Source organism: Ramlibacter sp., from assembly GCF_035548915.1.
Classification (GTDB): domain Bacteria; phylum Pseudomonadota; class Gammaproteobacteria; order Burkholderiales; family Burkholderiaceae_C; genus Ramlibacter.
In genome coordinates this window covers 126,517-152,819 of the sequence record NZ_DASZSE010000018.1, presented here as the reverse complement: position 1 = coordinate 152,819, position 26,303 = coordinate 126,517, and the positions used below count along the sequence as shown (strand labels likewise).

The window sequence follows — 26,303 nt, the reverse complement described above, 5'->3', positions numbered from 1 at the left end:
ACGTCCGCCTCTCGCGAAGGAAGCGGCGCTTTTTCATAAACTCGCCCCCGTGAACCAGCCCACCCCCGCCATCGTCTCGCAAAGCGCCGTGCGGCGCCTGCCGCGCTGGCTGCTCGTCGGGTTCTGCGCGGTGTACGTCATGGCGGGCTTCGTCGGGCGCGAGCCCTGGAAGAGCCAGGACATCATCGCGCTCGGCTACATGTCCGAACTCGCGAAAGGCGCAACTGCCTGGTTCCATCCCACGCTCGTGGGAGTGCCGCCGGAATTCGACGCGCTCCTGCCCTACTGGATGGGCGCCTGGGCGATACGCCTCGCGCCCGATTTCATCGCGCCCGATTTCGCGGCGCGCCTGCCCTACATCGCGCTGCTGGTCGCGACGCTCCTCGCCACCTGGTACAGCGTCTACCACCTCGCCCGCACGCCGCGCGCGCAACCCGTGGCCTTCGCCTTCGGCGGCGAGGCCGATCCGACCGACTACGCGCGCGCCATCGCCGACGGCGGCGTGCTCGCGCTCATCGCGTGCCTGGGCCTCGCGCAGCTCTCGCACGAGACGACGCCTTCGCTCGCGCAGCTCGGCTTCACGGCGATGACCTTCTACGGCATCGCGGCCCTGCCCTACCGCAAGACCCTGCCTGCCCTTTCGCTCGCGTCGGGGCTGCTCGGCCTGGCGCTGAGCGGCGCGCCCACGATGGCCGTGATGTTCGCCGCCGGCGGCGTGGTGGTGGCCCTGCTCGCGCATCCGGAAGACGCGCAGCTGCGCGGGACCAAGTGGCGCTGGGCCGCACTCATCATGCTCATTGCGATGGTGGTCGTCGCCGTCGCGAGTTCGCTCGATGCCTGGCGCTGGCGCGTCGTCGCGGACGCGGCGACGCTCGCGCGCGACTGGCCCGGCACCGTGCGGTTGCTGGTCTGGTTCACGTGGCCCGCCTGGCCGCTCGCCGTCTGGACCGTCTGGCGGTGGCGGCGCCAGCTCACGAGCCGGCACGTGCTCTTGCCGCTCTGGTTCGCGGGCGTCGCGATCGCCACGACCGTCCTCACGCCCACGTCCGACCGTTCGCTGCTGCTCGCGCTGCCCGCGCTCGCCGCGCTCGCGGCCTTCGCCTTGCCGACGTTCAAGCGCGCCGCGTCCGCGCTCATCGACTGGTTCGCGCTCCTGTTCTTCACGGGCGTGGCCATCGTGATCTGGGGCGTGTGGACTTCGCTGCAGATCGGCATTCCGCACAAGCCCGCCGTGAACGTCGCGCGCATCGCACCCGACTTCGTGCCGACGTTTTCGCCGCTGCCTTTCCTGCTCGCGCTCGCGGGCACCGTCGCCTGGTTCTGGCTCGTGCGCTGGCGCACCGGCCGCCACCGCGAAGCCATCTGGAAAAGCCTGGTCCTGCCCGCGGGCGGCTTCGGCCTCGCCTGGCTCCTGCTCATGACCCTGTGGCTGCCCGCGCTCGACTATGGGCGAAGCTACGTACCCATGGTGGGCGCCGTGACGCGCCTCATCGACCGGCCGGGCTGCGTGCAGGCGATGGGCCTCACGCGCAGCCAGCTCGCGGCGTTTCGCTTCCACGCGAACCTCGACCTGCGGCCGGCCGAAGTGGCGAGTCCCTGTGCGTGGCTTCTCATGCCGCAGGAGCTGCAGACGGCGCTGCCGATCGCGATGGATCGTCGCCAATGGCAGGTGATCGGCCTCGTGCGCCGGCCAGCCGACAAGAAGGAAAACCTGCTCGTGCTGCGTAGGGGCGGCTGATGGCGTCGGAGCTGTCCGTCATCGCCCGCCACGCGGGCACCGTGCTCGCGGGCCAGCTCGCGGTGATGGCGTTCGGCGTGACCGACACGATCGTGGCGGGCCGCTTTTCCGAGCAGTCGCTCGCGGCGCTGTCGGTCGGCTCGGCCGTGTACATCACGGTCTTCGTCGCGCTGATGGGCCTCTTGCAGGCGCTCCTGCCCGTGTGGGCCGAACTGCACGGCGCGCGCCAGGGCGCGGAGCTGGGACGCTCGGTGCGGCAGGCGCTGTATCTCGCGGCGCTCGCTTCGGTCGCGGGCGTGGTCGGCCTCCTTTTTCCCGGCGGGCTCCTCGCATGGACCGAGGTGCCCGAGGCGCTGCAGGGCACCGTGCGCGAATACCTCGCCGTGCTCGCATTGGCCCTGCCGCCCGCGCTCGCCTTTCGCATGTACAGCACGCTCAACCAGAGCCTGGGCAAGCCCCAGCTCGTGACGTGGCTGCAGGTGATCGCGCTCGCGGTCAAGGTGCCGCTCACCGTCTGGTTCGCCTTCGGCGGGCTGGGCGTTCCCGCGCTCGGTGCCGTCGGCTGCGCGTGGGCCACGGCGGCGGTGAACTGGCTGTTTCTCGCGATGTCGCTCTGGCTGCTGCGCACGCAGCCGCTCTATCGCTCCTACGCGATCTGGCGCCCGCTCGAGCGGCCCGACTGGCGCGTGATCCGGCAGTTCGCGCGCCTGGGCGTGCCGGCCGCGCTCGCGATCATGGTGGAAGTGACTTCGTTCACCTTGATGGCGCTTTTCATCGCGCGCCAGGGCACGCAGGCGGCCGCGGCGCACCAGATCGCGGCCAATCTCGCGGCCGTGATGTACATGGTGCCGCTTTCGATCGCGATCGCGACGAGTTCGCGCGTGAGCTACTGGCTGGGCGCGGGCGATGCGAAGCTCGCGCGAGGCGTGATCCGCACCGGCTTCAAGATGGGCTTCGTGCTGGCGGTGTCGATGTCGCTCGGCATGCTGCTCGCGCGGCACGGCATCGCTTCGATGTACACGTCCGACCCGCGCGTTGCCGTGGTCGCCGCGGGCCTGCTCGGCTGGCTCGCGGTGTTCCATCTGGGCGATGCCACGCAGGCGCTGTGCGTCTTCGTGCTGCGCTGCTATCGCGTCGCCGTGGCGCCGCTCGTGGCGTACTGCGTGCTGCTCTGGGGCATGGGGCTCGCGGGGGGCTTCGTGCTCGCGTACCGCGGGCTCGCGGGCTGGCCGGCGATGCAGGCGCCCTCGGCGTTCTGGATCGCGGCGGCTTCGGCGCTGGGCGTGCTCGCGTTCATCCTGCCTACGATCCTCTGGCGGGCGGTGAAGGGTTATCGCTAGGCAGCCGGCGGTTGGTTCGGCGGCTGGGGGGAAGGGGCGGGATGCCCTGGATTCCCGCCTTCGCGGGAATGACGGCGGATGACGGGGAATGACGGCGGATGACGGGGAATGACGGGGGGATGATGGGGAGTGCGGGAATGACGGGGAGTGCAGGAATGACGCGGGAGAATCCGCGCGACCAGGCAGCGTCATCGCACTGACATCGGCCTCGGCATATTCTTCTGCTCATCCATGAACCATCCCACTCCCTCCCGCCGCAGCGTCCTGCAGCTGCTCGCCGGCGCGCCGCTGCTGCCCCTTGCTTCGACGCTCGGCGGTTGCGCCGCCACAGCGGCGACGAGTCCCGCGTTCCAGTCCGGCGAATTCGGCTCCATGCCCGCGCCGACCCTCGCGAGGCCCGAGGCAATGGCCGCGACCACGGTTGAATCGCACTTCACCGCCCACTACGCGAACAGCACGAGCGCGACCTTCAAGCTCGCCTACCAGCCTTTCTTCGTCACGGGCGACAGAGTCCCCGACGGCCGCGGCGGCACGGTCGTCGCGGGCGGCTACCACGACATCCGCAACCAGCCGATCATCGACCGCTCCGTGCCGGGCAAGGAGGGGCAGTTCTTCTCCGACGCGCCCGACGGCATGTCGCTCCTCGAGCTCGCGAACGCCAACGTCGCGGGTGTGAAGGGCAACCCCGTCTTCGCGGTCGTGCAGTTCGAGTACACCACGCGCGACAACGCGGGCACGTCCGCCTACGGGCTGCTGCCCTCACAGATCGCCGTGCTCACGCTCGATCAGGACCCGGCGACCGGTCGCCTCACGCTCGTGAAGTACCACAACGTCGACACGTCCGCCGTGCACGGCCTGTGGATCACCTGCGGCGCGAGTCTCTCGCCCTGGAACACGCATCTGTCGAGCGAGGAATACGAGCCGGACGCGGCCGTCGCCGTGAACGCGGGCCTGAAGCGATTCAGCCGCAATCTCTACGGCGACCCCGAGGCCGCCAACCCGTACCGCTACGGCCACGTGCCGGAAGTGACCGTGCATCCCGACGGCAGCGGCACCATCGTCAAGCACTACTGTCTCGGCCGCATCTCGCACGAACTGGTGCAGGTGATGCCCGACGAGCGCACCGTGCTCATGGGCGACGACGCCACCAATGGAGGCGCGTTCATGTTCGTCGCCGACCGCGCGGCCGATCTGTCGAGCGGCACGCTCTACGTGGGCCGCTGGCACCAGACCTCGGGCACCGGCCCGGGCGCCGCGACACTGTCGTGGATTCGTCTCGGCCACGCGACGAGTGCGGAGATCAAGGCGCTCGTGGACGGCGGCATCCGGCACGCGGACATCATGGAAGTACGCACGGCCGATCCGGGCGATGCGAGCTTCACGAAGATCCCCTACGGCGGCAAGGCGAACTGGGTGCGCCTGAAACCCGGCATGGAAAAGGCCGCGGCCTTCCTCGAAACGCATCGCTACGCGGCGCTGGCGGGCGGCAGCATGGGCTTCACGAAGTGGGAAGGCACGACCGTGAACGCGCGCGACAAGATCGCGTACGTCGCGATGTCGCGCATCGAGTCGAGCATGCTGGACGGCTCCGGCGGCGTGAAGGTCGAGGGCCCCTATTCCGGCGCGGTCTACATGCAGCATCTGCAAGGCGGGCAGAAGGACCACGAAGGCCATGCGATCCGAAGCGAATGGGTGCCGGTGGACATGGCCGCGGTGCCGGAACTCGTGTCCGAGGACCTGGGAGGCGGCCGCCTGAAGCAGCAGGACGCGCTCGGCAATTTCGCACACCCCGACCGCATCGCCACGCCCGACAACCTGAAGTTCTCCGAGAAGCTGCGCACGCTTTTCATCGGAGAAGACAGCAACACGCACGTGAACAACTTCCTGTGGGCCTACAACGTCGACACGAAGCGGCTTTCGCGCATCCTCTCCTGCCCCGCCGGGGCCGAGTCGACGGGCCTGCATGCGGTGGACGAGATCAACGGCTGGACCTACATCATGAGCAACTTCCAGCATGCGGGCGACTGGGAAGAGCCTTTGCACAACGTCGTGAAGGCGAAGCTCGATCCCATCGTGCGGGCGAATTTCAAGGATCGCTACGGGGCGCAGGTCGGGTATCTGACGGGGTTGCCGGGGCGCTGAGCGCTCTCGTGCGAGGAAGCTATCCGCGGCCATCGAAACTTTCTCGATACGGCGGCAATCGCGCTGGCCGAGGCCCAGATTCTGGGCGGCGAGGGACCGCCGGCGACGGTGGCGATCGATGCGCTGGGCCATGCACGGCTGGAGTGCCTGCGCGCGGTTGCGCGTGGAGATGTGCCTGGCGCGCAGGATGCGATGCCTCGAATGGGGGCGAACTTCATCCACGAGGGTGCCGAGCTTCTCTTCTACGCCCACCAATTCGACTTCGGGTTGAAGTTTCTTCGCGCTGCGATCGATGGCCCGCAGCGCCACGTCATGGCACCGTTGAAGCTCTTCAATTCCCCGTTCGTGCCCGGCCAATTCAAGCGCGATGACCGCTGGCTGCACGAGTTCAGGCGCGTCGGTCTCGTGCGCGACTGAACGGATCGGGACGCGGCATGTGCTGCCACCGCCGTCCCGCGACGGTCACGCCGCGATGGAGGCCTGCGCGGGCGCCGCGGCCGGCCGCAGCCGCGCCGACGGAAACACGATCGCGAACGTCGAGCCCGTGCCGAGCGCGCTTTCCACCCTCAGTTCCGCCCCGTGCCGCTGCACGACGTGCTTCACGATCGCCAACCCGAGCCCCGTGCCGCCCGTCTCGCGCGAACGGCTGCGGTCCACGCGATAGAAGCGCTCGGTAAGACGCGGGATGTGCTCGATCGCGATGCCCGGCCCCGTGTCCCGCACGCTGAATTCCAGGCGCCCATCGCCCAACTGGCGCCACTGCACGTGCACCGTGCCGCTCGATGGCGTATAGCGGATCGCGTTGCTCACGAGGTTGGAGATCGCGCTCATCAGCTCGGTGGAGGAGCCCGCGAGTTCCACCGGGGGCGGCGGCGCGAAGTGCAGCGACTGCGAGCGGCCGAGCAGCACGGAGAGCGCACGCGCCTCCTGCTCGCATTGCGCCATCAGCATGGCAAGCGGCGTCCACTCCCCGGCGCCCGGCAGCGGACTGCCCTCCAGCCGCGACAGCGTGAGCAGGTCGCTCACGAGCGTCTGCATGCGCTGGGCCTGCTTCGCCATCAGCTCGAGGTAGCGGCCGCGCTCGTCGGCCGGCAGGTCCAGGCTCTGCAGCGTTTCGATGAAGCCCGTGAGCACCGTGAGCGGCGTGCGGATCTCGTGCGAGACGTTCGCCACGAAATCGCGGCGCATGATCTCCGCCTGTTCGACCGCGGTGATGTCGCGCGACAGCAGCAGGTGGCGCCCGCCTCCGTAGGGATGCATCTGCGCGGACAGCTTCACCGGCCGCAGCGCCGTGCTGCCCGGCCCGGTGATCACCACTTCCTGCGCGTACGAGCGGCCCTGGAAGTACGCGGTGAAGGACGGGTCCCGCACGAGGTGGGCGATGTGCTGCAGATGGTCGCGCTGCGCATCGAGCCCGAACTGGTCGGACGCCGTCTGGTTGCACCATTCGATGCGCCCATCGGCATCCAGCAGGATGACGCCGCTCGGCGACGCCTGCAACGCCGAGAGGAAGTCCTCCAGGCGCTTGCGCGCTTCCGCGGTTTCCCTCTCGCGCAGGCGAAGCGCACGGCGCGTACGGTCCAGCGCCTCGCCCCAGGCGCCTCCCACGTCGGGCACGTTCGCGGCATCGCCGCCGCGCCTGAGCCAGCGCAGCACGCGCGCGGCACGCAGCGTCTCCAGCAGGAACCACGCCAGGCAACCGAGGCCGAGGCCCACCGTGAGCCCGGCATCGCCCGCGGCGAAGAGCCCGATGAATGCGCCCGCGACCAGGCAGGCGACGAAGGTGACGGCGCGGCCGATCATGCGGCGTGGGCGAGGCTCAGGCCTCGGCCCCGCTCGCGGCCTGGGCGGTCAGCCGGTAGCCCGCGCCGCGCACGGTCTCCACCATCGTGCCCGCCGCGCCGAGCGACTCGCGCAGGCGCTTCACGTGGACGTCCACCGTCCGCTCCTCGATGAACACGTGGTCGCCCCAGACGTTGTCCAGCAGCTGCGAGCGGCTGTGCACGCGCTCGGGATGCTTCATGAGGTGGTAGAGCAGCTTGAATTCGGTCGGCCCGAGCTTCAGCGGCCGGCCGCGCCAGCTCACGCGATGCGTGGCCGAGTCGAGCTTCAGCTCGCCCACCGACACGGTTTCGTCCGAGGGCTCCGGCGCCCGGCGCCTGAGCACCGCGCGAATCCGCGCGAGGAGCTCCTGCGTCGAGAACGGCTTGGTGATGTAGTCGTCCGCGCCGGCGTCGAGCCCCGCGATCTTGTCCGGCTCGTCGCCGCGCGCGGTGAGCATGAGGATCGGGATGTCCTTCGTCCTGCGGTCGCTCCTCCACTTGCGCGCGAGCGCGAGCCCGCTCTGGCCGGGCAACATCCAGTCGAGCAGGATCGCATCGGGCAGCGCGGTGTCGATCTCGCGCTCGGCAAGCACGCCGTCTTCCGCCCACACGGGAGAAAACCCGTTGTGCCGCAGGTTCACGGCCACGAGTTCCGCGATGGCGGGTTCGTCTTCGACGATGAGGATGCGAGGCGGCCTTTTCATCCCGGTCCGGCTTACTTCAGCACCGATTCGACGTTCTCGATCGGCTTGTGGCGCACGTCGGTGCCCTTCACCACGTAGATGATGAATTCGGCGATGTTCTTCGCGTGGTCGCCGATGCGCTCGATCGCCTTCGCCACGAAGAGAAGGTCCAGGCTCGCGGAGATCGTGCGCGGGTCTTCCATCATGTAGGTGATGAGCTTGCGCACGAACCCGTCGAACTCGCGGTCGATCGCGTCGTCTTCCTTCAGGATCGCCACCGCCGTCGCGGCGTCGAGCCGCGCGAACGCGTCGAGCGCCTTGCGCAGCAGCGCCGAGGCGAGGTCCGCCTCCAGCCGCAGGTCGGACGCGGGCAACGAGCGCGTCGTGCCGCTTTCGGCGATCGACTTCACCATGCGCGCGATCTTCTCGGCCTCGTCGCCCACGCGCTCGAGGTTGGCGGTCGTCTTGGAGATCGCCATCAGCAGGCGCAGGTCGATCGCGGTCGGCTGGCGGCGCGCGATGATCGAGGACAGCTCGCGGTCGATCTCGACTTCGAGCGCGTTCACGCGCGCTTCCATCTCGATCACCTGGTCGGCCGCCTCGGGGTTGAACTGGGACAGCGCATACACCGCGGTGCGGATCTGCGACTCCACCATGCCGCCCATCTCGAGCACGCGGGTGGAGACGGTTCTCAGTTCGCTGTCGAACTGGCTGGAAAGGTGCTTGTCGGCCATGGCGACTCCCCTCGTGCGGCTCAGCCGAAGCGGCCGGTGATGTAATCCTCGGTCTCGCGGCGCTTGGGCTTGAAGAATATCTGCTCCGTCTCGCCCACTTCGACCAGGTCCCCGAGATACATGTAGGCAGTGTAGTCGCTGCAGCGCGCCGCCTGCTGCATGTTGTGCGTGACGATCACCACCGTGTAGTCGTTCTTGAGTTCGGCGATCAGCTCCTCGATCTTCGCGGTGGAGATCGGGTCGAGCGCCGAGCAAGGTTCGTCCAGCAGCAGCACCTCGGGCTTGATCGCGATGCCGCGCGCGATGCAAAGCCGCTGCTGCTGCCCGCCCGAGAGCCCCGAGCCGCTTTGCTGCAGCTTGTCCTTCACCTCTTCCCAGAGAGCCGCCTTGCGCAGCGCCCACTCGACGCGGTCGTCCATGTCGGCGTCGCCGAGGTTTTCGAAGAGGCGCACGCCGAAGGCGATGTTGTCGTAGATCGACATCGGAAACGGCGTGGGCTTCTGGAACACCATGCCCACCTTCGCGCGGATCAGCGCGACGTCCTTCCTGCTCGTGAGCAGGTTCTCGCCGTCGAAGACGATCTCGCCCTCGGCGCGCTGCTCGGGGTAGAGCTCGTACATGCGGTTGAAGGTGCGCAGGAGCGTCGACTTGCCGCAGCCCGAGGGCCCGATGAAGGCCGTCACCTTGCGCTCCGGGATTTCCAGATTGATGTTGCGCAGCGCGTGGAACTTGCCGTAGTAGAAGTTGAGATTGCGCACGGCGAGTTTGGGCGCGGCTGCTTCGGTGGCTGGATTCATAGCTTGTTGCGCGTGAGAACGCGCGCGAGGATGTTGAGGCCGAGGACGGCAACCGTGATGATGAACACGCCCGCCCAGGCAAGCTGCTGCCAGTTCTCGTACGGGCTCAGAGCGAACTTGAAGATCGTGACCGGCAGGCTCGAGATCGGCTCGGTAAGCTTGGAGGTGAAGAACTGGTTGTTGAGCGCGGTGAAAAGCAGCGGCGCCGTCTCGCCCGAGATGCGCGCCACGGCCAGCAGCACGCCGGTCACCACGCCCGCGCGCGCCGCGCGCAGCGTGATGCTCACGATCACGCGCCACTTGGGCGCGCCGAGCGCATAGGCCGCTTCGCGCAGGCCGGGCGGCACGAGCATCAGCATGTTCTCCGTCGTGCGGATCACGACCGGGATCACGATGAGCGCGAGCGCGATCACGCCGGCCCAGCCGGAAAAGGTCTTGAAGCGCGCCACGGCGATCGCGTAGACGAACAGGCCGATCACGATCGAAGGCGCCGACAGCAGGATGTCGTTCACGAAGCGCGTCGTGCGCCCGAGCCAGCCCTTCACGTCGTATTCGGCAAGGTAGATGCCCGCCATCACGCCGATGGGCGTTCCGATGAAGGTGGCCATGCTCACCATGAGGAGGGACCCCCAGAGCGCGTTGGCGAGACCGCCCGCCTCGTTGGGTGGCGGCGTGCTCTGGGTGAAGGTCGCGAGCGCGAGGCCGCCCACGCCGAGCCGCACCGTCTCCCAGAGAATCCAGATCAGCCAGAAGACGCCGAAGGCCATCGCGGCGAGCGAGAGCGAGAGCGCGAGCGCGTTCAGGCGCTTGCGCCGCGCGTACTTGTTTTCCCGCGCGCGCTGCGCGTCCTCGGGGGCGGCGGTGAGGAGCTGGGCGGTGGAGGCCATCAGGATTTCGCTCCCTCGCGGCGCTGCAGCCGGGCAAGCAGCAGCTTGGAGAGCGACAGCACGACGAACGTGATGAAGAAGAGGACGAGGCCGAGGTAGATGAGCGCGGCTTCGTGCATGCCGCCGCCCGCTTCGGCGAATTCGTTGGCGAGCGCCGAGGTGATGCTGTTGGCCGCCTGGAAGAGCGAGATCGAATCGAGCTGGTTGAAGTTGCCGATGACGAAGGTGACCGCCATCGTCTCGCCGAGCGCGCGGCCGAGACCCAGCATGATGCCGCCGATCACGCCCGTCTTGGTGAAGGGCAGCACGACCTTGAAGACCACTTCCCAGGTGGTGGAGCCGAGCGCGTACGCGGACTCCTTCAGCATCGGCGGCGTGACGTCGAACACGTCGCGCATCACGGCGGCGATGAAGGGAATGATCATGATGGCGAGGATGATCCCCGCCGAGAGCAGCCCGATGCCCACCGGCGGCCCCGACACGAGTTCGCCCAGCACGGGCACGCCCGCCAGCAGGGACTGCAGCGGTGCCTGGACGAACTGCGCGAGGATCGGCCCGAACACGAGCAGCCCCCACATGCCGTAGACGATGGAGGGCACCGCGGCGAGCAGCTCGATCGCGGTGCCGAGCGGCCGCTTCAGCCACGCGGGCGAGAGTTCGGTGAGAAAGAGCGCGATGCCGAAGCTCACCGGCACGGCGATGATGAGCGCGATGGCCGAGGTGGCCAGCGTGCCGTAGATCATGACGAGCCCGCCGTACTCGTCGGTGACGGGGTCCCACACCTTGCTCACGAGGAACCCCAGGCCGTACTTCGAGATCGCGGGCCAGGCGCCCACGACCAGCGAAGCGAGGATGCCGGCGAGCAGGCCCAGCGTGAGGAGGGCCGCGCCCCGTGCCGCCCAGCCGAACAGGCGGTCGATGACGGCCGCGGCGCGCGCGGGCGGCGCCGGCGGCGGCGTCACCTCGCGCGCTCCGGCGCGCGCCTGGTCGGGGGCGAAGGCGGCCTCATCGGCCTGCAGTGTAGAAGACACGGAGGCTTTAGTGGAGCGCGACCGTCTTGCCGCCGGCGTCCTTGATGTCGGCCGCCCAGAGCTTGTGGATCGCGTCCTTCACGCTTGCGGGCATCGGCACGTAGTCCAGGTCGTCCGCGGTCTTGTCGCCGTTCTTGTAGGCCCAGTCGAAGAACTTGAGCACCTGAGCCGCCTGCTCGGGCTTGTCCTGGACCTTGTGCATGAGGATATACGTCGCGTTCGTGATGGGCCAGGAACCGTCACCCGGCTGGTTCGTGAGGATCTGATAGAAGGTCTTGCCCCAGTCGGCGTTGGCCGCGGCGGCCTTGAACGCGGAGGACTCCGGCTGCACGTACTTGCCCGCGGCGTTCTGCACGAGCGCGTAGGTCATCTTGTTTTGCTTCACGTAGGCGTATTCGACGTAGCCGATGGAGTTCGGCAGGCGGCCGATGAACGCGGCCACGCCTTCGTTGCCCTTGCCGCCCGCGCCCGTGGGCCAGTTGACGGCCGTGCCTTCGCCGACCTTCGCCTTCCACTCCGGATTCACCTTGGACAGGTAGTTCGTGAAGATGAAGGTGGTGCCCGAGCCGTCCGCGCGGCGCACGACGGCGATCGGCGCATCGGGCAGGCTCACCGACGGGTTGAGCGCCTTGATCGCGGGGTCGCTCCACTTGGCGATCTTGCCGAGATAGATGTCGCCGAGGACCTGGCCCGTGAGGTGCATCTGGCCGGCGGCGACGCCCTTGATGTTCACGACGGGGATCACGCCGCCGATCACGGTCGGAAACTGGATCTGGCCCTTCTTCGCGAGATCGGCATCGAGCTGCGGCATGTCGGACGCGCCGAAGTCGACCGTCTTCGCGTCGATCTGCTTGATGCCCGCGCCGGAGCCGACGGACTGGTAGTTCACCTTCACGCCCGTGGCCTTGTTGTAGTCGGCCGCCCACTTCGCGTAGACGGGTGCGGGGAAGCTGGCGCCTGCGCCGGTTACCTCCTGGGCGGCGGCGACGCCGGCGAAGCACAGTGCGGCGGCGGCCGCCGTGGCGATGCGGAAGCGGATGTTCATGGAATTCACCTTCTGGGTTGTCGAACTTGCGTCCGGGACTGTAGGTCCCCGGGATGACACTCCTGTGACACGCCGATCACGGGGGAAGCCAGGGGAAAGCAGGCGCCCGTCATGGCGCATTCACGGCTCCGTCACGATTGCGTCACGCGCGGCCCCTACGCTGCCGCGCATTCCCGGATTCCGGAGGACCCATGAAAAAACGCATCCTTCTCGCCATGTTCGCAGCTGCCGCGCTCGGCGCCTGCGCGACCCAGCCCATGGCCGTTTCCGTTTCGGACACGGTGGCGCGCGACCCCGACCTCACCACGCTCGGCGGCCTGATCGCCCGGGCGGGGATGACCGAAACCCTGAAGGCCGCCGGCCCCTACACGCTCTTTGCCCCCACCAACGAAGCCTTCAAGGCGGTCCCGGCCAAGACGATGGATGAGCTTGCACACGATCCGAAGCGCCTGGAGGCGGTGCTGAAGTACCACGTGCTGCCGCAGAAACTGGAGGCGGCGCAGTTGAAGAGCGGCAAGAAAACGACCGCCGAGGGCGCGGCGCTCGAGCTGTCGAGGGCGGGCGACATGGTCACGGTCGAGGATGCGGTGGTCCAGGTCGCCGATGTCCAGGCCACCAACGGCGTCGTGCACAAGGTCGACCGCGTTCTGCTGCCCCCGCGCCGCTGAACTCGCGCGCGCTCATGACAGGTTCCGCGCGGCGCCTCCCGCACGCCGCCCGCGCGTTGCGGTCTTCGGTGTCGTGGCCCGCCGTGCGCGCCCCCGGCCGCGTCGCCGGATGCTATGCTGGCCCGCACACCGCCATGCAAAACGGAACTCTGCTCGCCGCGGTCGACCTCGGCTCCAACAGCTATCGCCTCGAGATCGGACGCTACGAGCACGGCCAGGTGGGCCGCGTCGAATACCTCAAGGAAACCGTGCGACAGGGCAACGGCCTGGACGAGGCGCGCAACCTCACCGAGGAGGCGATGCAGCGCGGCCTGGCCTGCCTCGCGCGCTTCGCCGAGCGCCTCGCGGGCTTCAGGAAGGGCCAGGTGCGGGCGGTCGCGACGCAGACGCTGCGGGAAGCTCGCAACCGCGACCACTTCCTGCAGCGCGCGCGAGCCGTGCTCGGGTTTCCGATCGACGTGATCTCCGGCCGGGAGGAAGCGCGGCTCATCTATCAGGGCGTGGCTCATCTGCTGCCGCAGTCCGACGAGAAGCGGCTCGTGATCGACATCGGCGGGCGCTCGACCGAACTCATCCTCGGGCAGCATTACGAGGCGAACGTCACCGAAAGCTACCGGGTGGGCAGCGTCGCGTGGTCCACGCGCTACTTCCCCGATGGCCAGTTCACCGAAGCCGCGTTCGAGCGCGCGGAGATCGCGGCGCAGGCCGTGCTCGACGACGCGCTCACGACGTATACGCGCGACCGCTGGCAGGTGGCCTACGGTTCGGCCGGCACGATCGGTGCGGTGGCCGACATCCTCGAGGCCGCGGGCGGCCCCGCGGGCACGATCTCCGCCGACGGACTGCAATGGCTCTACGAACGCCTGCTCGCCTCGCGCAGCGCCGACCGCGTGCGGCTCGATGGCCTGAAGGACGACCGGCGTGCGGTGATCGGCGGCGGCTTGAGCGTGCTGCGCGCCGTGTTCGCGCTGCTGCAGATCGACGAGATGCGTTCCGCGCAAGGGGCGCTTCGGCACGGCGTGCTCTTCGAGATGCTCGATCGCCAGCGCGACTCGGACATGCGCACGGAGACGGTGGACCGCCTCGCCCGCAAGTTCGAGGTGGACGCGGCGCAGGGCGAGCGCGTCGGCGCCATCGCCGCCGCCTTGCTGAAGCAGGTGCGCGGCGGCGACTCTCCGGCCGACTTCCTGCGGCTCGAACGCAAGCTCGTGTGGGCCGCGCAACTGCACGAGATCGGCAGCGTCATTTCGCACAGCGACTCGCACAAGCACGGCGCGTACATCCTGGATCACGTGGATGCGGCCGGCTTCGACCAGTGGGAACTGCACCGCCTGAGTCTCCTCGTGCTCGGCCATCGAGGCAAGCTGCGCAAGCTCGATGCCGATTTCGACGACGAAGGCTTCGTGCACCAGCTCATGTGCCTGCGCCTCGCGGTGATCCTCTGCCACGCGCGGCGCGACCCCGAACTGGACGGCCTGAAGCTGCACGCGGCGGGTCGGCGCATGACGCTCGCCGTGCCGCCCGAGTGGGCGAAGCGCTGGCCCCAGTCGGCCCACCTGCTGCGCGAGGAAGTGATCGCGTGGCAGAAGACGACCTGGAGTTTCGCGCTCGCCTAGACGGTGCATGCAAACGGTATAAACTGTATATACCGTTTACTACCGTGAGAGGACTCCATGGCAACCGCGACCGCACGAAAGAAGGCTTCCACGCGCGCGCGCACCACGCCGAGCGGCAAGGCCGCTGCGGCGCCCGCATCCGCGCCGAATGCCGCATCGAATGCCGCATCGAATGCCGCATCGAAGGCCGCATCGAAGGCCGCATCGAGCCCTGCTCCGAGCGCGGCGCCGGGCACCGCGCAGCTCGTGCCGGTCAGGCACGCGCGGCTCGATGCGCCCCGCAAGAGCGCGAAAGGGCCGAAGGCTGCCAAGGCGGCAACCGCGGGCAGCAACGACAAGCAGAAGAAGCCGAAGCTGGTGCGCGACAGCTTCACGATTCCGAAGAACGAATACGGCGTCCTCGACGTGCTGAAGGAGCGCGCCGCGCGCCTGGGCCGCCCCGCGAAGAAGAGCGAAGTATTGCGCGCGGGCGTGAAAGCGCTTCAGGCGATGTCGGATTCGGCGTTCCTCGCGTGCGTGAACGCCGTGCCGGCGATCAAGACGGGGCGGCCGGCGAAGGCGGCGTAGCCCGAGCACCAGGGACGACGGTGACGGCACCGTCATCCAGGACGGCTACGGCATCGTCATCGACGACGGCTACGGCATCCGTCATCCCCGCGTACGCGGGGATCCAGTGATCTGAGCGAACAGCTGCAGGACCGCGCATCCGTCATCCCCGCGTACGCGGGGATCCAGTGGCTTCATCACAGCCGGGCACGGAAGACACTGGATTCCCGCTTTCGCGGGAATGACGGAAGTGGTGGCGGGGACGACAGAGGTGGTGTCGGGGACGACGGAGGTTGGTGGCGCGAATGACGGAGGGCGGGCGACGCGAAGCACCATCACCCTCACACCGATTCCGGCGAGTGCACCGCCCACACCACCGTCTGCTCGTCCCCATCGCGCTCGCGGGTGCGCAACCACCACACGGCCCCCTTGCGCACGGGACACCCGCTGTCTTGCAAGCCCACGAGCTGCGCGATCACCTCGCCCAGCACCGGCTGATGCCCCACCACCAGCACGGCATGCCGCGACGCGGGCCACTGCACCGCCTGAAGGATCGACGCCACCGTCGCGCCCGGCGCGAGCTCGGCGCGCGTCTTGTACTTGCGCCCGAGCGCGAGCGCCGTCTGCTCGCATCGGCGAGCCGGGCTCGAGAGGACTCGCGTGCCTTCCGGCAGATGCCGGTCGAGCCACGCGCCGACGCGGGCCGCCTGCTTCTCGCCGCGCGGCGTGAGTGCGCGTTGCGCGTCGTCGAGCCCTTCCCGCTCGTCCTCGGCCTCGGCGTGACGCCAGAGGATCAGGTCCATGCTCGCTCCTCTTGCTGCCCCGGCGGCGCGGCATAGCGTGCCATGAGGGCTTGTTGCGCGCCGGGGCTCCTCGAATCTCCCGCGCCTTTCGCGCGCCGGTAGCTGCCGTCGGCGAGCATGTCCCAGGCGTCGCGCTCGTCGCAGAGATAGGCGACGAGACACTCGTCGATGATGCGCTGGCGCAATTGCGCATCGATGACCGGCCAGGCGAGCTCCACCCGGCGCAGCATGTTGCGGTTCATCCAGTCCGCGCTCGAGAGATAGACACGCTCCTCCTGGCCCGCACGGAAGTAGAACACCCGCGAGTGTTCGAGGAAGCGGCCGATGACCGAGCGCACCCGCACGTTGTCCGTCACGCCCGCGAGCCGCGCGGGCAGTGTGCAGGCTCCGCGCACGACGAGGTCGATCTTCGCGCCGCGGCGTCCCGCGCGCACGAGCGCCTGCATGAGCGGCTCGTCGGTGAGCGCGTTCATCTTGAGGACGATGCGCCCGCCCTCGCCTCGCGCGGCGGCTTCGCCCGCGAGCTCGATCTGCTCGATCAGCTTGCGGTGCAGGTGAAAGGGCGCGAGCCACACGTGCGCGAGACGCGGCAGCTTGCTCTGGCCCGCGAGATGCACGAACACCTGTTCCACATCGGCCGTGAGTTCGGCATTCGCCGTGAGCAGACTCAGATCCGTGTAGAGCCTCGCCGTGCGCGGGTTGTAGTTGCCGGTTCCCAGGTGCGCGTAGCGCACGAGGGAGCGCCCCTCGCGCCGCGTCACGAGCAGCATCTTCGCGTGGGTCTTCAGGCCCACCACGCCGTACACGACCTGCGCGCCGACCGATTCGAGCATCTCGGCCCAGTTGATGTTGGCCTCTTCGTCGAACCGCGCCTTCAGTTCGACGACGGCCGTGACTTCCTTGCCGCGGCGCACCGCCTCGCAGAGAAGCTCCACCACCTCCGAGTCGGTGCCCGCGCGATAGATGGTCTGCTTGATCGCAAGGACCTCGGGATCGTTCACCGCCTCGCGCAGGAAATCGAGCACGCCGTCGAAACTCTCGAAGGGCTGGTGGATCAGCACGTCGCCGCGCGCGACCTGCTCGAAGAGCGACCGGCCCGATTCGAGCTGCGCGGGATACGAAGGCCGGTACGGGGCGAACAGCAGCTGCGGCGCATCGACCAGGTCGATCAGCTGCTGCACCCGCACGAGATTCACCGGACCCTGCACGCGATAGAGCGCGGCCTCGGGCAGATTGAACTGGCGCAGCAGGAAATCCGAAAGATATTCGGAGCAGCCCGCGGCGACTTCCAGGCGCACGGCCTGGCCGTAGTGGCGCTGCTGCAGGCCGAGCCGCAAGGCCGTGCGAAGGTTGCGCACCTCCTCCTCGTCCACCGCGAGGTCCGAGTGGCGCGTCACGCGGAACTGCGAGAACTGTCCCACGTCCCGCCCGGGAAAGAGAAGATCGAGGTGTGCGCGGATCACGCTCGAAAGCGAGACGAAGAGCGTCTTTTTCCCCGACACGCGCGGCGGCATGCGGATGAGGCGCGGCAGCACGCGCGGCACCTTGACGATCGCGATCTCGTTCTCGCGGCCGAACGCGTCCTTGCCGGAGAGGCGCACGATGAAGTTGAGCGACTTGTTCGCGACCTGCGGAAAGGGGTGCGCGGGGTCCAGCCCCACGGGGATCAGAAGCGGCCGCACCTCGCTTTCGAAGTACTCCCGCACCCACGCCTTCTGCGCCGCATTGCGTTCGCCGTGCGCCACGATCTCGATGCGCGCGCGCGCGAAGGCGGGCATGAGCTGGTCGTTGTAGAGCACGTACTGCCGGTCCACGAGGCGGTGCGCCGCGGCCGCGAGCGCCTCGAAACTTTGCACGGTGTAGACGCCGTTGCGCTCGAGCGCCTGCGCCGCGGTCAGGTGCGGCGCGGCGCGCACCTCGAAGAATTCGTCGAGATTGGACGAGACGATGGTGAGGAAACGCAGCCGCTCGAGCAGAGGCACGTCGGCGCGGTCCGCCCAGTCGAGGACGCGCTCGTTGAACGCGAGAATGCTGTGATCGCGATCGAGAAAGGGTACTGCGATTGCACCTGCGTCGCACATGGGAGAACGGTGACGGTACCGTGAAGCAGCCCGGGTGGGCTCAGTGGCCCGATGATAGCTTCGTCACGCCGGGCACCTCCTCGGCCGCCCGCGCGGGCCCGGCGGCCGCGCCGCGCGCAGGCACGAGAAAGCTCGCGAAGAGCTGCGTCGCGCGCTCCCAGCTGAAATCGAGCGCGCGCACACGCGCCTCGTGCCGCGGCGTCTCGAGCGCGGCTTCGCAAGCCTGCCGCAGATCGGTGTGCATCGCGCCGCCGAGACTCGCGCGCCCGTCGGGGCGCTGCCGGGCGAGCACTTCGAGCGGACCATCGACCGGGTAGGCCGCCACCGGCGTGCCGCACGCCATCGCTTCCACCATCACGAGGCCGAACGTGTCGGCCCGGCTCGGGAACACGAAGACGTCCGCGGCCGCGTACAGCTTCGCGAGTTCGGTCCTCGGCAGGAGCCCGACCCAGTGCGCGCGCGGATAGCGGCGCTTCAGCTGCGCCTCCACCGGGCCCACGCCGCAGACGACCTTGCTGCCCGGCAGGTCGAGCGCGAGAAAATCCTGGATGTTCTTCTCGTAGGAGATGCGCCCGACGAAGAGCGACACGGGGCGCGGCAGGTTGCCGAGCGGCGCATAGGTGCGCGCGGCCGGATGGAATTCGAAGAGGCGCGTGTCGACGCCATGGGTCCACTCGCGCAGGTTTCGCAGGCCCCGGCGCTCGAGCATCGCAAGCACGCTGGGCGTGGGCACCATGATTGCGCTGGAGCGCGCGTGAAAGTGCTTCATCACCGTGTAGCCGAGCCACACGGGCAAGCGAGTCGCCGCGTTCACGATCTCGGGGAACTTCGTGTGGAAGGCGGTCGTGAAGCCGAGGTTGCGCCTGGCGCAGTACGACCGCGCGGCCCAGCCCAGCGGGCCTTCCGTGGCGATGTGGATGGCATCCGGCTCGAAGGCATCGAGCATGCGTTCGACGTCGCGCTTCGGGCTCACGGCCAGGTCGATCCCCGGGTAGCCCGGGCAGGGCCTCGTGCGGAACTGCGCGGGCTGGATCACTTCGACGCGGTGGCCTTCGGCGCCGAGATGCGTCACGAGTTCCACGAGCGTCGTCACCACGCCGTTCACCTGCGGCAGCCACGCATCGGTGACGAGCGCGAGCTTCATGCCGGCTGCCTCTGCCTGGCATCGGGCACGCGCAGGTCTTCGTGCGCGGGCGTCCAGTGCACGAGTTCCAGGCGGCCGTCGTGATGTTCGACGAGCGCGGTGCGGCTTTCGACCCAGTCGCCGTCGTTGCAGTACAGCACGCCTTCTATTTCGCGCATTTCCGCGCGGTGGATGTGCCCGCACACCACACCCGCGTGCCCGCGGCGCCGCGCCTCGTGCGCGACGGCCCGCTCGAAATCCATCACGTAGTTGAGCGCCTTCTTCACCTTGTGCTTCAGGTAGGCCGAGAGCGACCAGTACGGCAGGCCGATCCTCACGCGCACGCGATTGAGATGGCGGTTGAGCGCGAGCGTCCAGCCGTAGAGCGTGTCGCCCAGGTAGGCGAGCCAGCGCGCGCACTGCACGACGCCGTCGAACTGGTCGCCGTGCACGATCCACAGGGTCTTCGCATCCGCCGTCACGTGCACGGCCTCGCTCATCACCTCCACGCCGCCGAACGAGTGCGCGGCGAACTGGTGCGCGAATTCATCGTGGTTGCCGGGCACGTAGATCACGCGGCAGCCCTTGCGCGCGCGGCGCAGGAGCTTCTGCACGACGTCGTTGTGCGCCTGCGGCCAGTGCCAGCGCCGGCGAAGCTGCCAGCCGTCGACGATGTCGCCCACGAGGTAGAGATACTCGCTCGGGTGGTGCTTCAGGAAGTCGAGGAGCGCATCGGCCTGGCAGCCGGGCGTGCCGAGGTGGATGTCGGAGATGAAGACGCTGCGGCAGCGGCCGCGCGCGTTCTCGGCATCGTCTTCGTCATGCTCGGCGGCCGACTCGTGCGATCCGTGCGATCCGTGCGATTCAGGCGATGCGAACGAAGGCACCTGGGGCATCAGCGCGGCGATGGAGTCGAAGACGGCTCCCATCGGCGCCTCAGGCGGCCGAGCCCAGGAAATGGCGGCGGTAGCGGGCGGGCAGGTCCTGCAGGCGCATGAGCATCGGCAAGTCCGCGCTGTTGAAGTCGGGGTCCCAGGCGGGCGGCCCGAGAACCTTCGCGCCGAGGCGCAGGTAGCCTTTGATGAGGGCCGGCGGCTCCACCTGCAGCGAGCCGTCGAGCCGGTCGACCGGCAGCGGCAGGCGCGGCGTGACGTGATATTCGATCGGCGCGAGATGCGCGCGGCGCACCTGCTGCCAGATGCTTGCCGCGACGTCGCCGCTCACCACGCCGTTGTGCAGCATCGGAATGCTCGCGCAGCCGACCATCGTGTCGAGCTTGTTGCGCGCCATGAAGGCCGCGAGCGCGCCCCAGAGCGCAAGGATCACGCCGCCGTGGCGGTGGTCCGGATGCACGCAGCTGCGGCCCAGTTCCACCATGCGTTCGCGCAAGTTGCGCAGGCGAAAGAGATCGAACTCGGTGTCGCTGTAGAAACTGCCGACGCGCTTGGCCTGTTGCGGCGTGAGCAGGCGATAGGTGCCGATCACCTCGCCGCTCGCCTCGTCGCGCACGAGGAGGTGTTCGCAGTAGTCGTCGAAGATGTCGACGTCGTGCCCGGGGATCCAGGTGTCCAGGCGCGCGCCCATTTCCCCGGCGAAGACGCGGTATCTCAGGCGCTGCGCCTCGCGAACTTCCTGGGCGTCCCGCGCCCAGACCACGGCCACGCCGCCGCGGCCTTGCGCACCGAGTTCATGATCGCCCCGATGAAGCGACCCCCGAGGCAGGCTCACCGGCGACAGCGGCAGCGTGGGGTTCGGCAGCTCATTCATGCAGTGTGCTCCTTCGGCATCGGAGACACTGTGCGGGAGTACAGTGACGCGTTTGTGGCGATTCGGTTGCGCTTTCGTGACCGGTGAGCTCGCGGCCGCGGGAATGCGTGAATAGCTCCCTCTCCCGGAGGGAGAGGGGACAACAGCCCTTCGCTGGGCCCTAGTGCACCGGCATCACTTCGCAATCACCACCGATGACTGCGCATTCGACGCCGCGTCGTACGTCATCCCGCTCGCCGCGAGCCTGGTGAGGCTGAACGTCGTGCTCTTCTTCGAGTTGCCGATTCGCGCCGTCTGCAGGCTGCACGCTCCGTTGCTCGCGGTCGTGCACGTGACATTGCTGCCGCCCACGGTGAACTTTCCGGTGACGACCACGCCGGGCACGAGATGGCCGCTCGTGTCCTGCACGGCCACGGTGACCTTCGCCACCCAGAATCGCGCATTGGCCGCGGAGCTGGCCGAGGCGAGCGACGCGACGGAGATCGTCTTGGGCGCAGGCGCAGGTGGCGGCTGCGGCGGAGCCGGCACAACAGTATTTCCCGCATCGGCCAGGCCCTCGAACATGAAGAGATTGGGCGAGCCCGAACCGACACCCGCCAGCGCGTTCGCGGTCGCGGACGTCTTGATCGCCGCGGCGACGGCCGCCGGCGTGAGCGTCGGGTCCTGCGACAAGATGAGCGCCGCAAGCCCGGCGACGTGCGGCGTGGCCATCGAGGTGCCATACATCACGTAGCTTGCCGTGTCGGAGGCGATGCCGGCCGACGTGATGTCCTGCCCCGGCCCGAAGATGTCGAGGCACGTGCCGTAGTTCGACCACGAAGGCCGCTTGTCCGCGCTGTCGGTGGCACCCACCGTGATCGCGCCGGGCGTACGCGCCGGAGAATAGTTGCACGCGTTCGCGCCACTGTTGCCCGCGGCGACCGCCACCGTGATGCCGGCGGCCACCGCGCGCTCCACCGCGCTGTCGAACGCGGAAGACTTGCTCGCGCCGATCGACAGGTTCGCGACGGCGGGCTTGCGCACATGCGCGATCATCCAGTCGATGCCTTCGATGATGCCGCTGATGGAGCCCGTGTTGTCGCAGCCGAGCACGCGTACAGGCACCAGAGTGACGCCCTTGGCTATGCCCCACGTCGTGCCGCCGGCCGTGCCGGACGTATGCGTGCCGTGGCCGTTGCAGTCGTTCGTGCCGCGGCCGTCGTCGATGGCGGAGTATCCGGGCTCCAGACGACCCGTGAATTCCGTATGCGTCGCGCGAATGCCCGAGTCCAGCATGTAGACGTGCACGCCCGCGCCGTCCGGTCCCCAGCTGTAGCTGCCCGACAGCGGGAGCCCGCGCTGGTCGACGCGATCGAGGCCCCAGGTCGCGTGCGCTTCCGTGACTTGCGCGCCGCTCACGGGCTGGTCGGCCTCCACCGAGTCGACGCGCGGGTCGTTTTCGACACCGTCGATGAAGCGCTCCACCGCCGCATCGGGCACGTCGGCGGAAAAGCCCTGCATGCCATGGCGGTAGACGCGATGCACGGTCGCACCGAATGCGGCCGCGAGGTTCTGCGCGATGTCGTCGGGTTCGGCCGCGCCAGCCTGGAACTTCACGATCATGCGCGTGAAGCCCTCGGGCGCGACGGCCTTCGCGCGAGCCGCGCGCGGTTCGCCCGCGGCCCACACCCGCTTCACTTCGGCCACAGACGCGAACGCGCCGCTGGACGCGCCGACCTGCGTCACGACAGCGGGAAGACGATGCCGCAGTTGCTCATGAGCCCTGGCAAGACGCGCGGCGGGCGCGGCGCCCTCTTCGCTCGCGGCGGCGTCGGCCGCGGCTGCCGCCAGGGCTTCGCCGGTCGCCACGCTCGCGGCTCGCGCCACACCACGCAGTCGCATATCGCCCGCAGCCACGTAGTCGGCGAGCAGGTCACCGGTCACGCCGAGGTTGTCTCGCACGGCTTCCTCGGCTTGCGGCGGCGTCATGCCGTTGAACGCGACTTCCGCCGCGACGAGCGACGTGAGCGGGCTGATCACCGCGGAGCGCACCGCCGCGCCGCCCGGCGCGACGAACGAGGCCGCGGGCGCCATCATCGTGTACGGCGCGCGACCGGCCTGCGCGAGGGTGCGGCCCGCATCGTCGGAGTCCTTGGCGGATGCGGGGACATCGGCCATGAGCAGCGCGGTCGCGAGCTGGCCGGCGTTCAACCGAGGCATGGCGAGCGTGAAGGAGCCGTCGGCGGCCGATCGCGCGGCGGGCTCGTCGGCGTCGCGAACCTGGTTGTCGTTGAGGTCGAGCCAGACCGTGGCGCCTTCCACGTAGCCGTCCACGACGACGCCATGCAGATCGGTCGCGTTCGCGGGGGGACTCGTGGCTGAACTCGCGGCTGAACTCACGGCGGAGGAATTCGCACCGGCATTCGCAATCGATTGCTGCGATGCCGCTGCCGGTTCATCGTCACCCGCACCGCCGCCGCATGACGTCAACGCAGCCGCGCAGGCTGCGAGGACCATTGCGCGCACGCACGCCACCGCCAACTTCATCTTGCTTGTCTCCATGCTGGACAGCAAGTGTCGGCGCTATCCGACATACGGATGGGGAACGCGTCCTACAAAGTCATCGAGCGCCGGGGGTTTCCCGAATTTTTCACGGGTGCTTACCGCTTGATACCCCAAGGCCGAGGCAGGCTCAGAACCGCATGCCCGCCGAGAAGCGCAGCGTGTCGACCGTGCCTTCGAGATGGCTGCGCGGATCGAACCCGAGCCGCAGGTAGTAGCGCGGCCAGTCGTAGCGCACCGAAAGGCCGAGCCGCTCCTGCGGGCGGTTCCGCGCGGTGAGCTGCAGCGACACGGATTGACCGTCGCCCCAGCGAAATCCGCCGCCGAGGCTCAGCTGGCTCGCCTCCAGGCTGTGGCCGATCGTGAGGCGGCCGAACCATTGCCGGCCCGCTTCCATCGACAGTCCCGCACCGGTGTGGCCCTGATACGTGCGCGAGGACCCGATGCGCACCTGGCCGAGCGAGAGCATGGCGTCGGGCAGCAGATCGGAGTCGATCCGGACCGGATGGGTGATGTCGTAGTTGACGGACAAGCTCTGCGCCCCGGCGAACCCCGGCAGTGCCAGGGCCGCGAACGGCAGCAGGCGGACGAGGTGGCGGAGATCGAAGCTCATGAGGTCAATGTAGACCTCCGCGTGGCGACGCGCCAGAGAGCCGAACGTCTAGTGTCGCTTGGGTGCGACGAGAAAGACCGGGCCCCGGCTCGTCAGCCCGGCTGCGCCGCGCGCAGCGGCTCCAGCGTGCGGGCGAGGCGCTCGGCGCCCCGCCTGGCGAGCGCTTCGTCGCGCGCTTCCACCATGATGCGCAGCAGCGGCTCCGTGCCGCTCGCGCGGATGAGCACGCGGCCGATGCCCTCGAGCTCGGCCTGGAGCCTTCCGGTTTCGTCCCGCAGCCGCTCGTTGCTCTGCCAGTCCTGCCCCGGCTGCAGCCGCACGTTGGTGAGGGTCTGCGGGAAGAGCGTCACGCCCTGCAAAAGCTGCGCCACCGTCTTGCCGCTGCGGGCGACGGCCTTCAGGACCTGCAGCGCGCTGATGAGGCCGTCGCCCGTGGTGTGCTTGTCCAGGCACAGCAGGTGGCCGCTGCCTTCGCCGCCCAGGAGCCAACCGCGCTTTTCGAGTTCCTCGAGCACGTACCGGTCGCCCACCTTGGCGCGGACGAATTCGACGCCGCGCGCCTTCAGCGCGAGCTCCACCGCCATGTTGGTCATGAGCGTGCCCACGGCGCCTTCGACTTTCTCGCCGCGATCGAGCCGATCGGCGACCATCAGGTACAGCAGTTCGTCCCCGTTGTAGAGGCGCCCGTCGCCGTCGACGAGCTGCAGACGGTCCGCATCGCCGTCGAGCGCGATGCCGAAGTCCGCGTTGTGCGCGCGCACGGCCTGCACGAGCGCCTCCGGGTGCGTCGCGCCGCAGCCGTCGTTGATGTTCAGTCCGTCGGGCGAGCAGCCCATGCAGTGCGTATCCGCGCCGAGCTCGTGGAACACCATCGGCGCGATGTGATACGCCGCGCCGTGCGCGGAGTCGATGGCGATCGTGAGGCCGCGCAGGCTCAGGTCGTTCGGAAACGTGCTCTTGCAGAATTCGATGTAGCGCCCGGCCGCGTCGTCGAGCCGGCGTGCGCGGCCGATGGAGGCGGAATCGGCCCACTGCGGCTCTTCCGCGACGGCGGCCTCGACCTCCCGTTCCCATTCGTCCGGCAGCTTCGTGCCGTGTTCGCTGAAGAACTTGATGCCGTTGTCCGGATAGGCGTTGTGGCTCGCGCTGATGACGACGCCCAGGCTCGCGCGCTGCGCGCGAGTAAGGTAGGCAACGCCCGCGGTGGGCAGCGGGCCGAGCAGCACGACGTCGGCACCGGCCGAATTGAAGCCCGACTCGAGCGCGCTTTCGAGCATGTAGCCCGAAATGCGCGTGTCCTTGCCGATGAGAACCGTGGGGCGCGACTCCTTGCGCTTCAGCACCCGCCCGACGGCGTGAGCGAGCTTCAGCACGAAGTCCGGCGTGATGGGCGGCTCGCCCACGCGGCCGCGGATGCCGTCGGTTCCGAAATACTGCCTCGTCATGACACGCCGCTGCCTTCCACTATTCGTTCGCAAGCGAAATTGTAGTGACCCAGACCTTGATCGCGGCCACCGTGTCCTTCACGTCGTGCACACGGACGATGCGAGCGCCGCGCTCGACAGCCAGCACGGCTGCGGCGACGCTCGCCGCGAGCCGGTCGTTCACGGGCAGGCCCGTCACGGCGCCGAGCGACGACTTGCGCGACCATCCCGCGAGCAGCGGCCAGCCGTCGCCCAGCAGTTCGCGCTGGCGTGCGAGCAGCGCGAAGTTCTGCTCGACGGTCTTGCCGAAGCCGATGCCCGGGTCCCACACGATGCGGCTTCGGTCGACGCCGCGGGCGACCAGTTCGCTCGTGCGTTCGCGCAGGAACGCATGGACCTGAGGCACCGGGTCGCCTTGCATCGGGCTCTTCTGCATCGTCCGCGGCTCGCCGTGCATGTGCATGAGGCACACGCCGCAGCCGGGATGCGATGCGACGGCCTCCAGCGCCCCGGGCTCGCGCAACGCGCGGATGTCGTTCACGATGTCCGCGCCCAGGTCGAGCGCTTCACGCATCAGTTCGGGCTTGTACGTGTCGATGGAGACCGGCACGCCGAGCCGCACCGCTTCGCGAAGCACCGGGAGCACGCGCGCGCGTTCCTCGTCGAGAGGCACCGGGGGCGACCCCGGGCGGCTGGATTCGCCGCCGATGTCGAGCAGGTCCGCGCCTTCGGCAAGCAGCGCTTCGCAGTGCGCGATGGCCGACGCCGTGCTCGCGTGCCGCCCGCCATCGGAGAACGAATCCGGCGTGACGTTCACGATGCCCATCACGCGCGGTCGGTCGAGCCCGATACGGAAGCGCGCCGTTTGCCAGTGCATGACGCGCATTGTGCCTGCGGCGCG

The 26,303-nt window shown here is 68.8% G+C and carries 23 protein-coding genes; 7 read left to right on the top strand and 16 right to left on the bottom strand.

The genetic code is table 11. The annotated features are described in order from the left end of the window. Nucleotides 1-49: 49 nt before the first annotated feature. The 4 genes from VHA82_RS04820 (at nucleotide 50) to VHA82_RS04805 (ending at nucleotide 5,637) form a co-directional block, all read left to right on the top strand. On the top strand, nucleotides 50-1,738 hold the full coding sequence (locus tag VHA82_RS04820) for a hypothetical protein (RefSeq protein ID WP_325540796.1): 1,689 nt from the start codon (nucleotides 50-52) through the stop codon (nucleotides 1,736-1,738). Further along, nucleotides 1,738-3,078, top strand: a complete 1,341-nt coding sequence (locus VHA82_RS04815) for an MATE family efflux transporter (protein WP_325540794.1) — start codon at nucleotides 1,738-1,740, stop codon at nucleotides 3,076-3,078. The genes VHA82_RS04820 and VHA82_RS04815 overlap by 1 nt, the downstream gene beginning before the upstream one ends. Nucleotides 3,079-3,309: 231 nt before the next feature. Then, nucleotides 3,310-5,220 (top strand): PhoX family protein, encoded by a 1,911-nt coding sequence (locus tag VHA82_RS04810; protein ID WP_325540793.1) that lies wholly within the window; start codon nucleotides 3,310-3,312, stop codon nucleotides 5,218-5,220. A 108-nt stretch (nucleotides 5,221-5,328) separates the two neighbouring features. Beyond that, on the top strand, nucleotides 5,329-5,637 hold the full coding sequence (locus tag VHA82_RS04805; RefSeq protein WP_325540791.1) for a hypothetical protein: 309 nt from the start codon (nucleotides 5,329-5,331) through the stop codon (nucleotides 5,635-5,637). 45 nt (nucleotides 5,638-5,682) lie between these two features. On the opposite strand, the gene phoR is transcribed toward VHA82_RS04805, so the two are convergent. From phoR to pstS, 7 genes are read right to left on the bottom strand one after another with little or no spacing between them, the layout of a single operon-like run. Beyond that, nucleotides 5,683-7,023: a phosphate regulon sensor histidine kinase PhoR gene (gene phoR, locus VHA82_RS04800; protein ID WP_325540789.1), complete on the bottom strand. Its 1,341-nt coding sequence runs from the start codon at nucleotides 7,021-7,023 to the stop codon at nucleotides 5,683-5,685. A 16-nt stretch (nucleotides 7,024-7,039) separates the two neighbouring features. Further along, a complete protein-coding gene (phoB, locus tag VHA82_RS04795; RefSeq protein WP_325540787.1) occupies nucleotides 7,040-7,747 on the bottom strand; it encodes a phosphate regulon transcriptional regulator PhoB in 708 nt (235 codons plus the stop codon). A gap of 11 nt (nucleotides 7,748-7,758) precedes the next feature. After that, nucleotides 7,759-8,460 carry a phosphate signaling complex protein PhoU gene (gene phoU, locus VHA82_RS04790; protein ID WP_325540785.1) on the bottom strand — a complete coding sequence of 234 codons (702 nt, stop codon included), beginning with the start codon at nucleotides 8,458-8,460 and terminating at the stop codon, nucleotides 7,759-7,761. 20 nt (nucleotides 8,461-8,480) lie between these two features. After that, entirely contained in the window at nucleotides 8,481-9,257 is a 777-nt protein-coding gene (gene pstB / locus VHA82_RS04785) for a phosphate ABC transporter ATP-binding protein PstB (protein ID WP_325540783.1), read from the bottom strand. After that, a complete protein-coding gene (gene pstA / locus VHA82_RS04780) occupies nucleotides 9,254-10,144 on the bottom strand; it encodes a phosphate ABC transporter permease PstA (protein WP_325540781.1) in 891 nt (296 codons plus the stop codon). The genes pstB and pstA overlap by 4 nt, the downstream gene beginning before the upstream one ends. Beyond that, nucleotides 10,144-11,175: a phosphate ABC transporter permease subunit PstC gene (gene pstC, locus VHA82_RS04775; RefSeq protein ID WP_414708624.1), complete on the bottom strand. Its 1,032-nt coding sequence runs from the start codon at nucleotides 11,173-11,175 to the stop codon at nucleotides 10,144-10,146. Before pstC ends, pstA begins: the two co-directional genes overlap by 1 nt. 7 nt (nucleotides 11,176-11,182) lie before the next feature. Next, the gene (gene pstS / locus VHA82_RS04770) at nucleotides 11,183-12,220 is read right to left on the bottom strand and encodes a phosphate ABC transporter substrate-binding protein PstS (protein WP_325540779.1); all 1,038 of its coding nucleotides are present in this window, start codon (nucleotides 12,218-12,220) and stop codon (nucleotides 11,183-11,185) included. Nucleotides 12,221-12,411: 191 nt separating this feature from the next. On the opposite strand from pstS, the gene VHA82_RS04765 reads away from it, so the two are divergent. The 3 genes from VHA82_RS04765 (at nucleotide 12,412) to VHA82_RS04755 (ending at nucleotide 15,071) form a co-directional block, all read left to right on the top strand. After that, a complete protein-coding gene (locus VHA82_RS04765) occupies nucleotides 12,412-12,888 on the top strand; it encodes a fasciclin domain-containing protein (protein ID WP_325540777.1) in 477 nt (158 codons plus the stop codon). A 134-nt stretch (nucleotides 12,889-13,022) separates the two neighbouring features. Continuing rightward, nucleotides 13,023-14,504, top strand: coding sequence for an exopolyphosphatase (ppx, locus tag VHA82_RS04760; RefSeq protein ID WP_325540775.1), 1,482 nt, complete (start codon nucleotides 13,023-13,025; stop codon nucleotides 14,502-14,504). A 57-nt stretch (nucleotides 14,505-14,561) separates the two neighbouring features. Then, on the top strand, nucleotides 14,562-15,071 hold the full coding sequence (locus tag VHA82_RS04755; protein WP_325540773.1) for a hypothetical protein: 510 nt from the start codon (nucleotides 14,562-14,564) through the stop codon (nucleotides 15,069-15,071). 320 nt (nucleotides 15,072-15,391) lie between these two features. Here the strand turns inward: VHA82_RS04755 and VHA82_RS04750 are convergent, their stop codons facing one another. The 9 genes from VHA82_RS04750 to folP form a co-directional block, all read right to left on the bottom strand. Continuing rightward, entirely contained in the window at nucleotides 15,392-15,853 is a 462-nt protein-coding gene (locus VHA82_RS04750; protein ID WP_325540772.1) for a SixA phosphatase family protein, read from the bottom strand. Further along, entirely contained in the window at nucleotides 15,844-17,934 is a 2,091-nt protein-coding gene (gene ppk1 / locus VHA82_RS04745; protein WP_325540770.1) for a polyphosphate kinase 1, read from the bottom strand. The genes VHA82_RS04750 and ppk1 overlap by 10 nt, the downstream gene beginning before the upstream one ends. A gap of 40 nt (nucleotides 17,935-17,974) precedes the next feature. Further along, a complete protein-coding gene (locus VHA82_RS04740; protein WP_325540768.1) occupies nucleotides 17,975-19,078 on the bottom strand; it encodes a glycosyltransferase family 1 protein in 1,104 nt (367 codons plus the stop codon). Further along, nucleotides 19,075-19,986, bottom strand: coding sequence for a UDP-2,3-diacylglucosamine diphosphatase (locus VHA82_RS04735; RefSeq protein WP_325540766.1), 912 nt, complete (start codon nucleotides 19,984-19,986; stop codon nucleotides 19,075-19,077). Before VHA82_RS04735 ends, VHA82_RS04740 begins: the two co-directional genes overlap by 4 nt. A gap of 7 nt (nucleotides 19,987-19,993) precedes the next feature. After that, on the bottom strand, nucleotides 19,994-20,824 hold the full coding sequence (locus VHA82_RS04730; protein WP_325540764.1) for a GNAT family N-acetyltransferase: 831 nt from the start codon (nucleotides 20,822-20,824) through the stop codon (nucleotides 19,994-19,996). Between the two features lie 174 nt (nucleotides 20,825-20,998). Continuing rightward, entirely contained in the window at nucleotides 20,999-23,203 is a 2,205-nt protein-coding gene (locus tag VHA82_RS04725) for a S8 family peptidase (RefSeq protein WP_325540762.1), read from the bottom strand. A gap of 292 nt (nucleotides 23,204-23,495) precedes the next feature. Next, the gene (locus tag VHA82_RS04720) at nucleotides 23,496-23,978 is read right to left on the bottom strand and encodes a hypothetical protein (protein WP_325540760.1); all 483 of its coding nucleotides are present in this window, start codon (nucleotides 23,976-23,978) and stop codon (nucleotides 23,496-23,498) included. A 92-nt stretch (nucleotides 23,979-24,070) separates the two neighbouring features. Further along, nucleotides 24,071-25,423 carry a phosphoglucosamine mutase gene (gene glmM, locus VHA82_RS04715; protein WP_325540758.1) on the bottom strand — a complete coding sequence of 451 codons (1,353 nt, stop codon included), beginning with the start codon at nucleotides 25,421-25,423 and terminating at the stop codon, nucleotides 24,071-24,073. A gap of 19 nt (nucleotides 25,424-25,442) precedes the next feature. After that, nucleotides 25,443-26,279 carry a dihydropteroate synthase gene (folP, locus tag VHA82_RS04710; RefSeq protein WP_325540756.1) on the bottom strand — a complete coding sequence of 279 codons (837 nt, stop codon included), beginning with the start codon at nucleotides 26,277-26,279 and terminating at the stop codon, nucleotides 25,443-25,445. Nucleotides 26,280-26,303 lie beyond the last annotated feature (24 nt).

Bases quoted from the DNA above. Each gene is read 5' to 3' on its own strand.
- VHA82_RS04815 (WP_325540794.1), top strand. From the start codon at position 1,738: ATGGCGTCGGAGCTGTCCGTCATCGCCCGCCACGCGGGCACCGTGCTC.
- VHA82_RS04810 (WP_325540793.1), top strand. From the start codon at position 3,310: ATGAACCATCCCACTCCCTCCCGCCGCAGCGTCCTGCAGCTGCTCGCC.
- phoR (WP_325540789.1), bottom strand. From the start codon at position 7,023: ATGATCGGCCGCGCCGTCACCTTCGTCGCCTGCCTGGTCGCGGGCGCA.
- phoB (WP_325540787.1), bottom strand. From the start codon at position 7,747: ATGAAAAGGCCGCCTCGCATCCTCATCGTCGAAGACGAACCCGCCATC.
- phoU (WP_325540785.1), bottom strand. From the start codon at position 8,460: ATGGCCGACAAGCACCTTTCCAGCCAGTTCGACAGCGAACTGAGAACC.
- pstB (WP_325540783.1), bottom strand. From the start codon at position 9,257: ATGAATCCAGCCACCGAAGCAGCCGCGCCCAAACTCGCCGTGCGCAAT.
- pstA (WP_325540781.1), bottom strand. From the start codon at position 10,144: ATGGCCTCCACCGCCCAGCTCCTCACCGCCGCCCCCGAGGACGCGCAG.
- pstS (WP_325540779.1), bottom strand. From the start codon at position 12,220: ATGAACATCCGCTTCCGCATCGCCACGGCGGCCGCCGCCGCACTGTGC.
- VHA82_RS04765 (WP_325540777.1), top strand. From the start codon at position 12,412: ATGAAAAAACGCATCCTTCTCGCCATGTTCGCAGCTGCCGCGCTCGGC.
- ppx (WP_325540775.1), top strand. From the start codon at position 13,023: ATGCAAAACGGAACTCTGCTCGCCGCGGTCGACCTCGGCTCCAACAGC.
- VHA82_RS04755 (WP_325540773.1), top strand. From the start codon at position 14,562: ATGGCAACCGCGACCGCACGAAAGAAGGCTTCCACGCGCGCGCGCACC.
- VHA82_RS04750 (WP_325540772.1), bottom strand. From the start codon at position 15,853: ATGGACCTGATCCTCTGGCGTCACGCCGAGGCCGAGGACGAGCGGGAA.
- ppk1 (WP_325540770.1), bottom strand. From the start codon at position 17,934: ATGTGCGACGCAGGTGCAATCGCAGTACCCTTTCTCGATCGCGATCAC.
- VHA82_RS04740 (WP_325540768.1), bottom strand. From the start codon at position 19,078: ATGAAGCTCGCGCTCGTCACCGATGCGTGGCTGCCGCAGGTGAACGGC.
- VHA82_RS04735 (WP_325540766.1), bottom strand. From the start codon at position 19,986: ATGGGAGCCGTCTTCGACTCCATCGCCGCGCTGATGCCCCAGGTGCCT.
- VHA82_RS04730 (WP_325540764.1), bottom strand. From the start codon at position 20,824: ATGAATGAGCTGCCGAACCCCACGCTGCCGCTGTCGCCGGTGAGCCTG.
- VHA82_RS04720 (WP_325540760.1), bottom strand. From the start codon at position 23,978: ATGAGCTTCGATCTCCGCCACCTCGTCCGCCTGCTGCCGTTCGCGGCC.
- glmM (WP_325540758.1), bottom strand. From the start codon at position 25,423: ATGACGAGGCAGTATTTCGGAACCGACGGCATCCGCGGCCGCGTGGGC.
- folP (WP_325540756.1), bottom strand. From the start codon at position 26,279: ATGCACTGGCAAACGGCGCGCTTCCGTATCGGGCTCGACCGACCGCGC.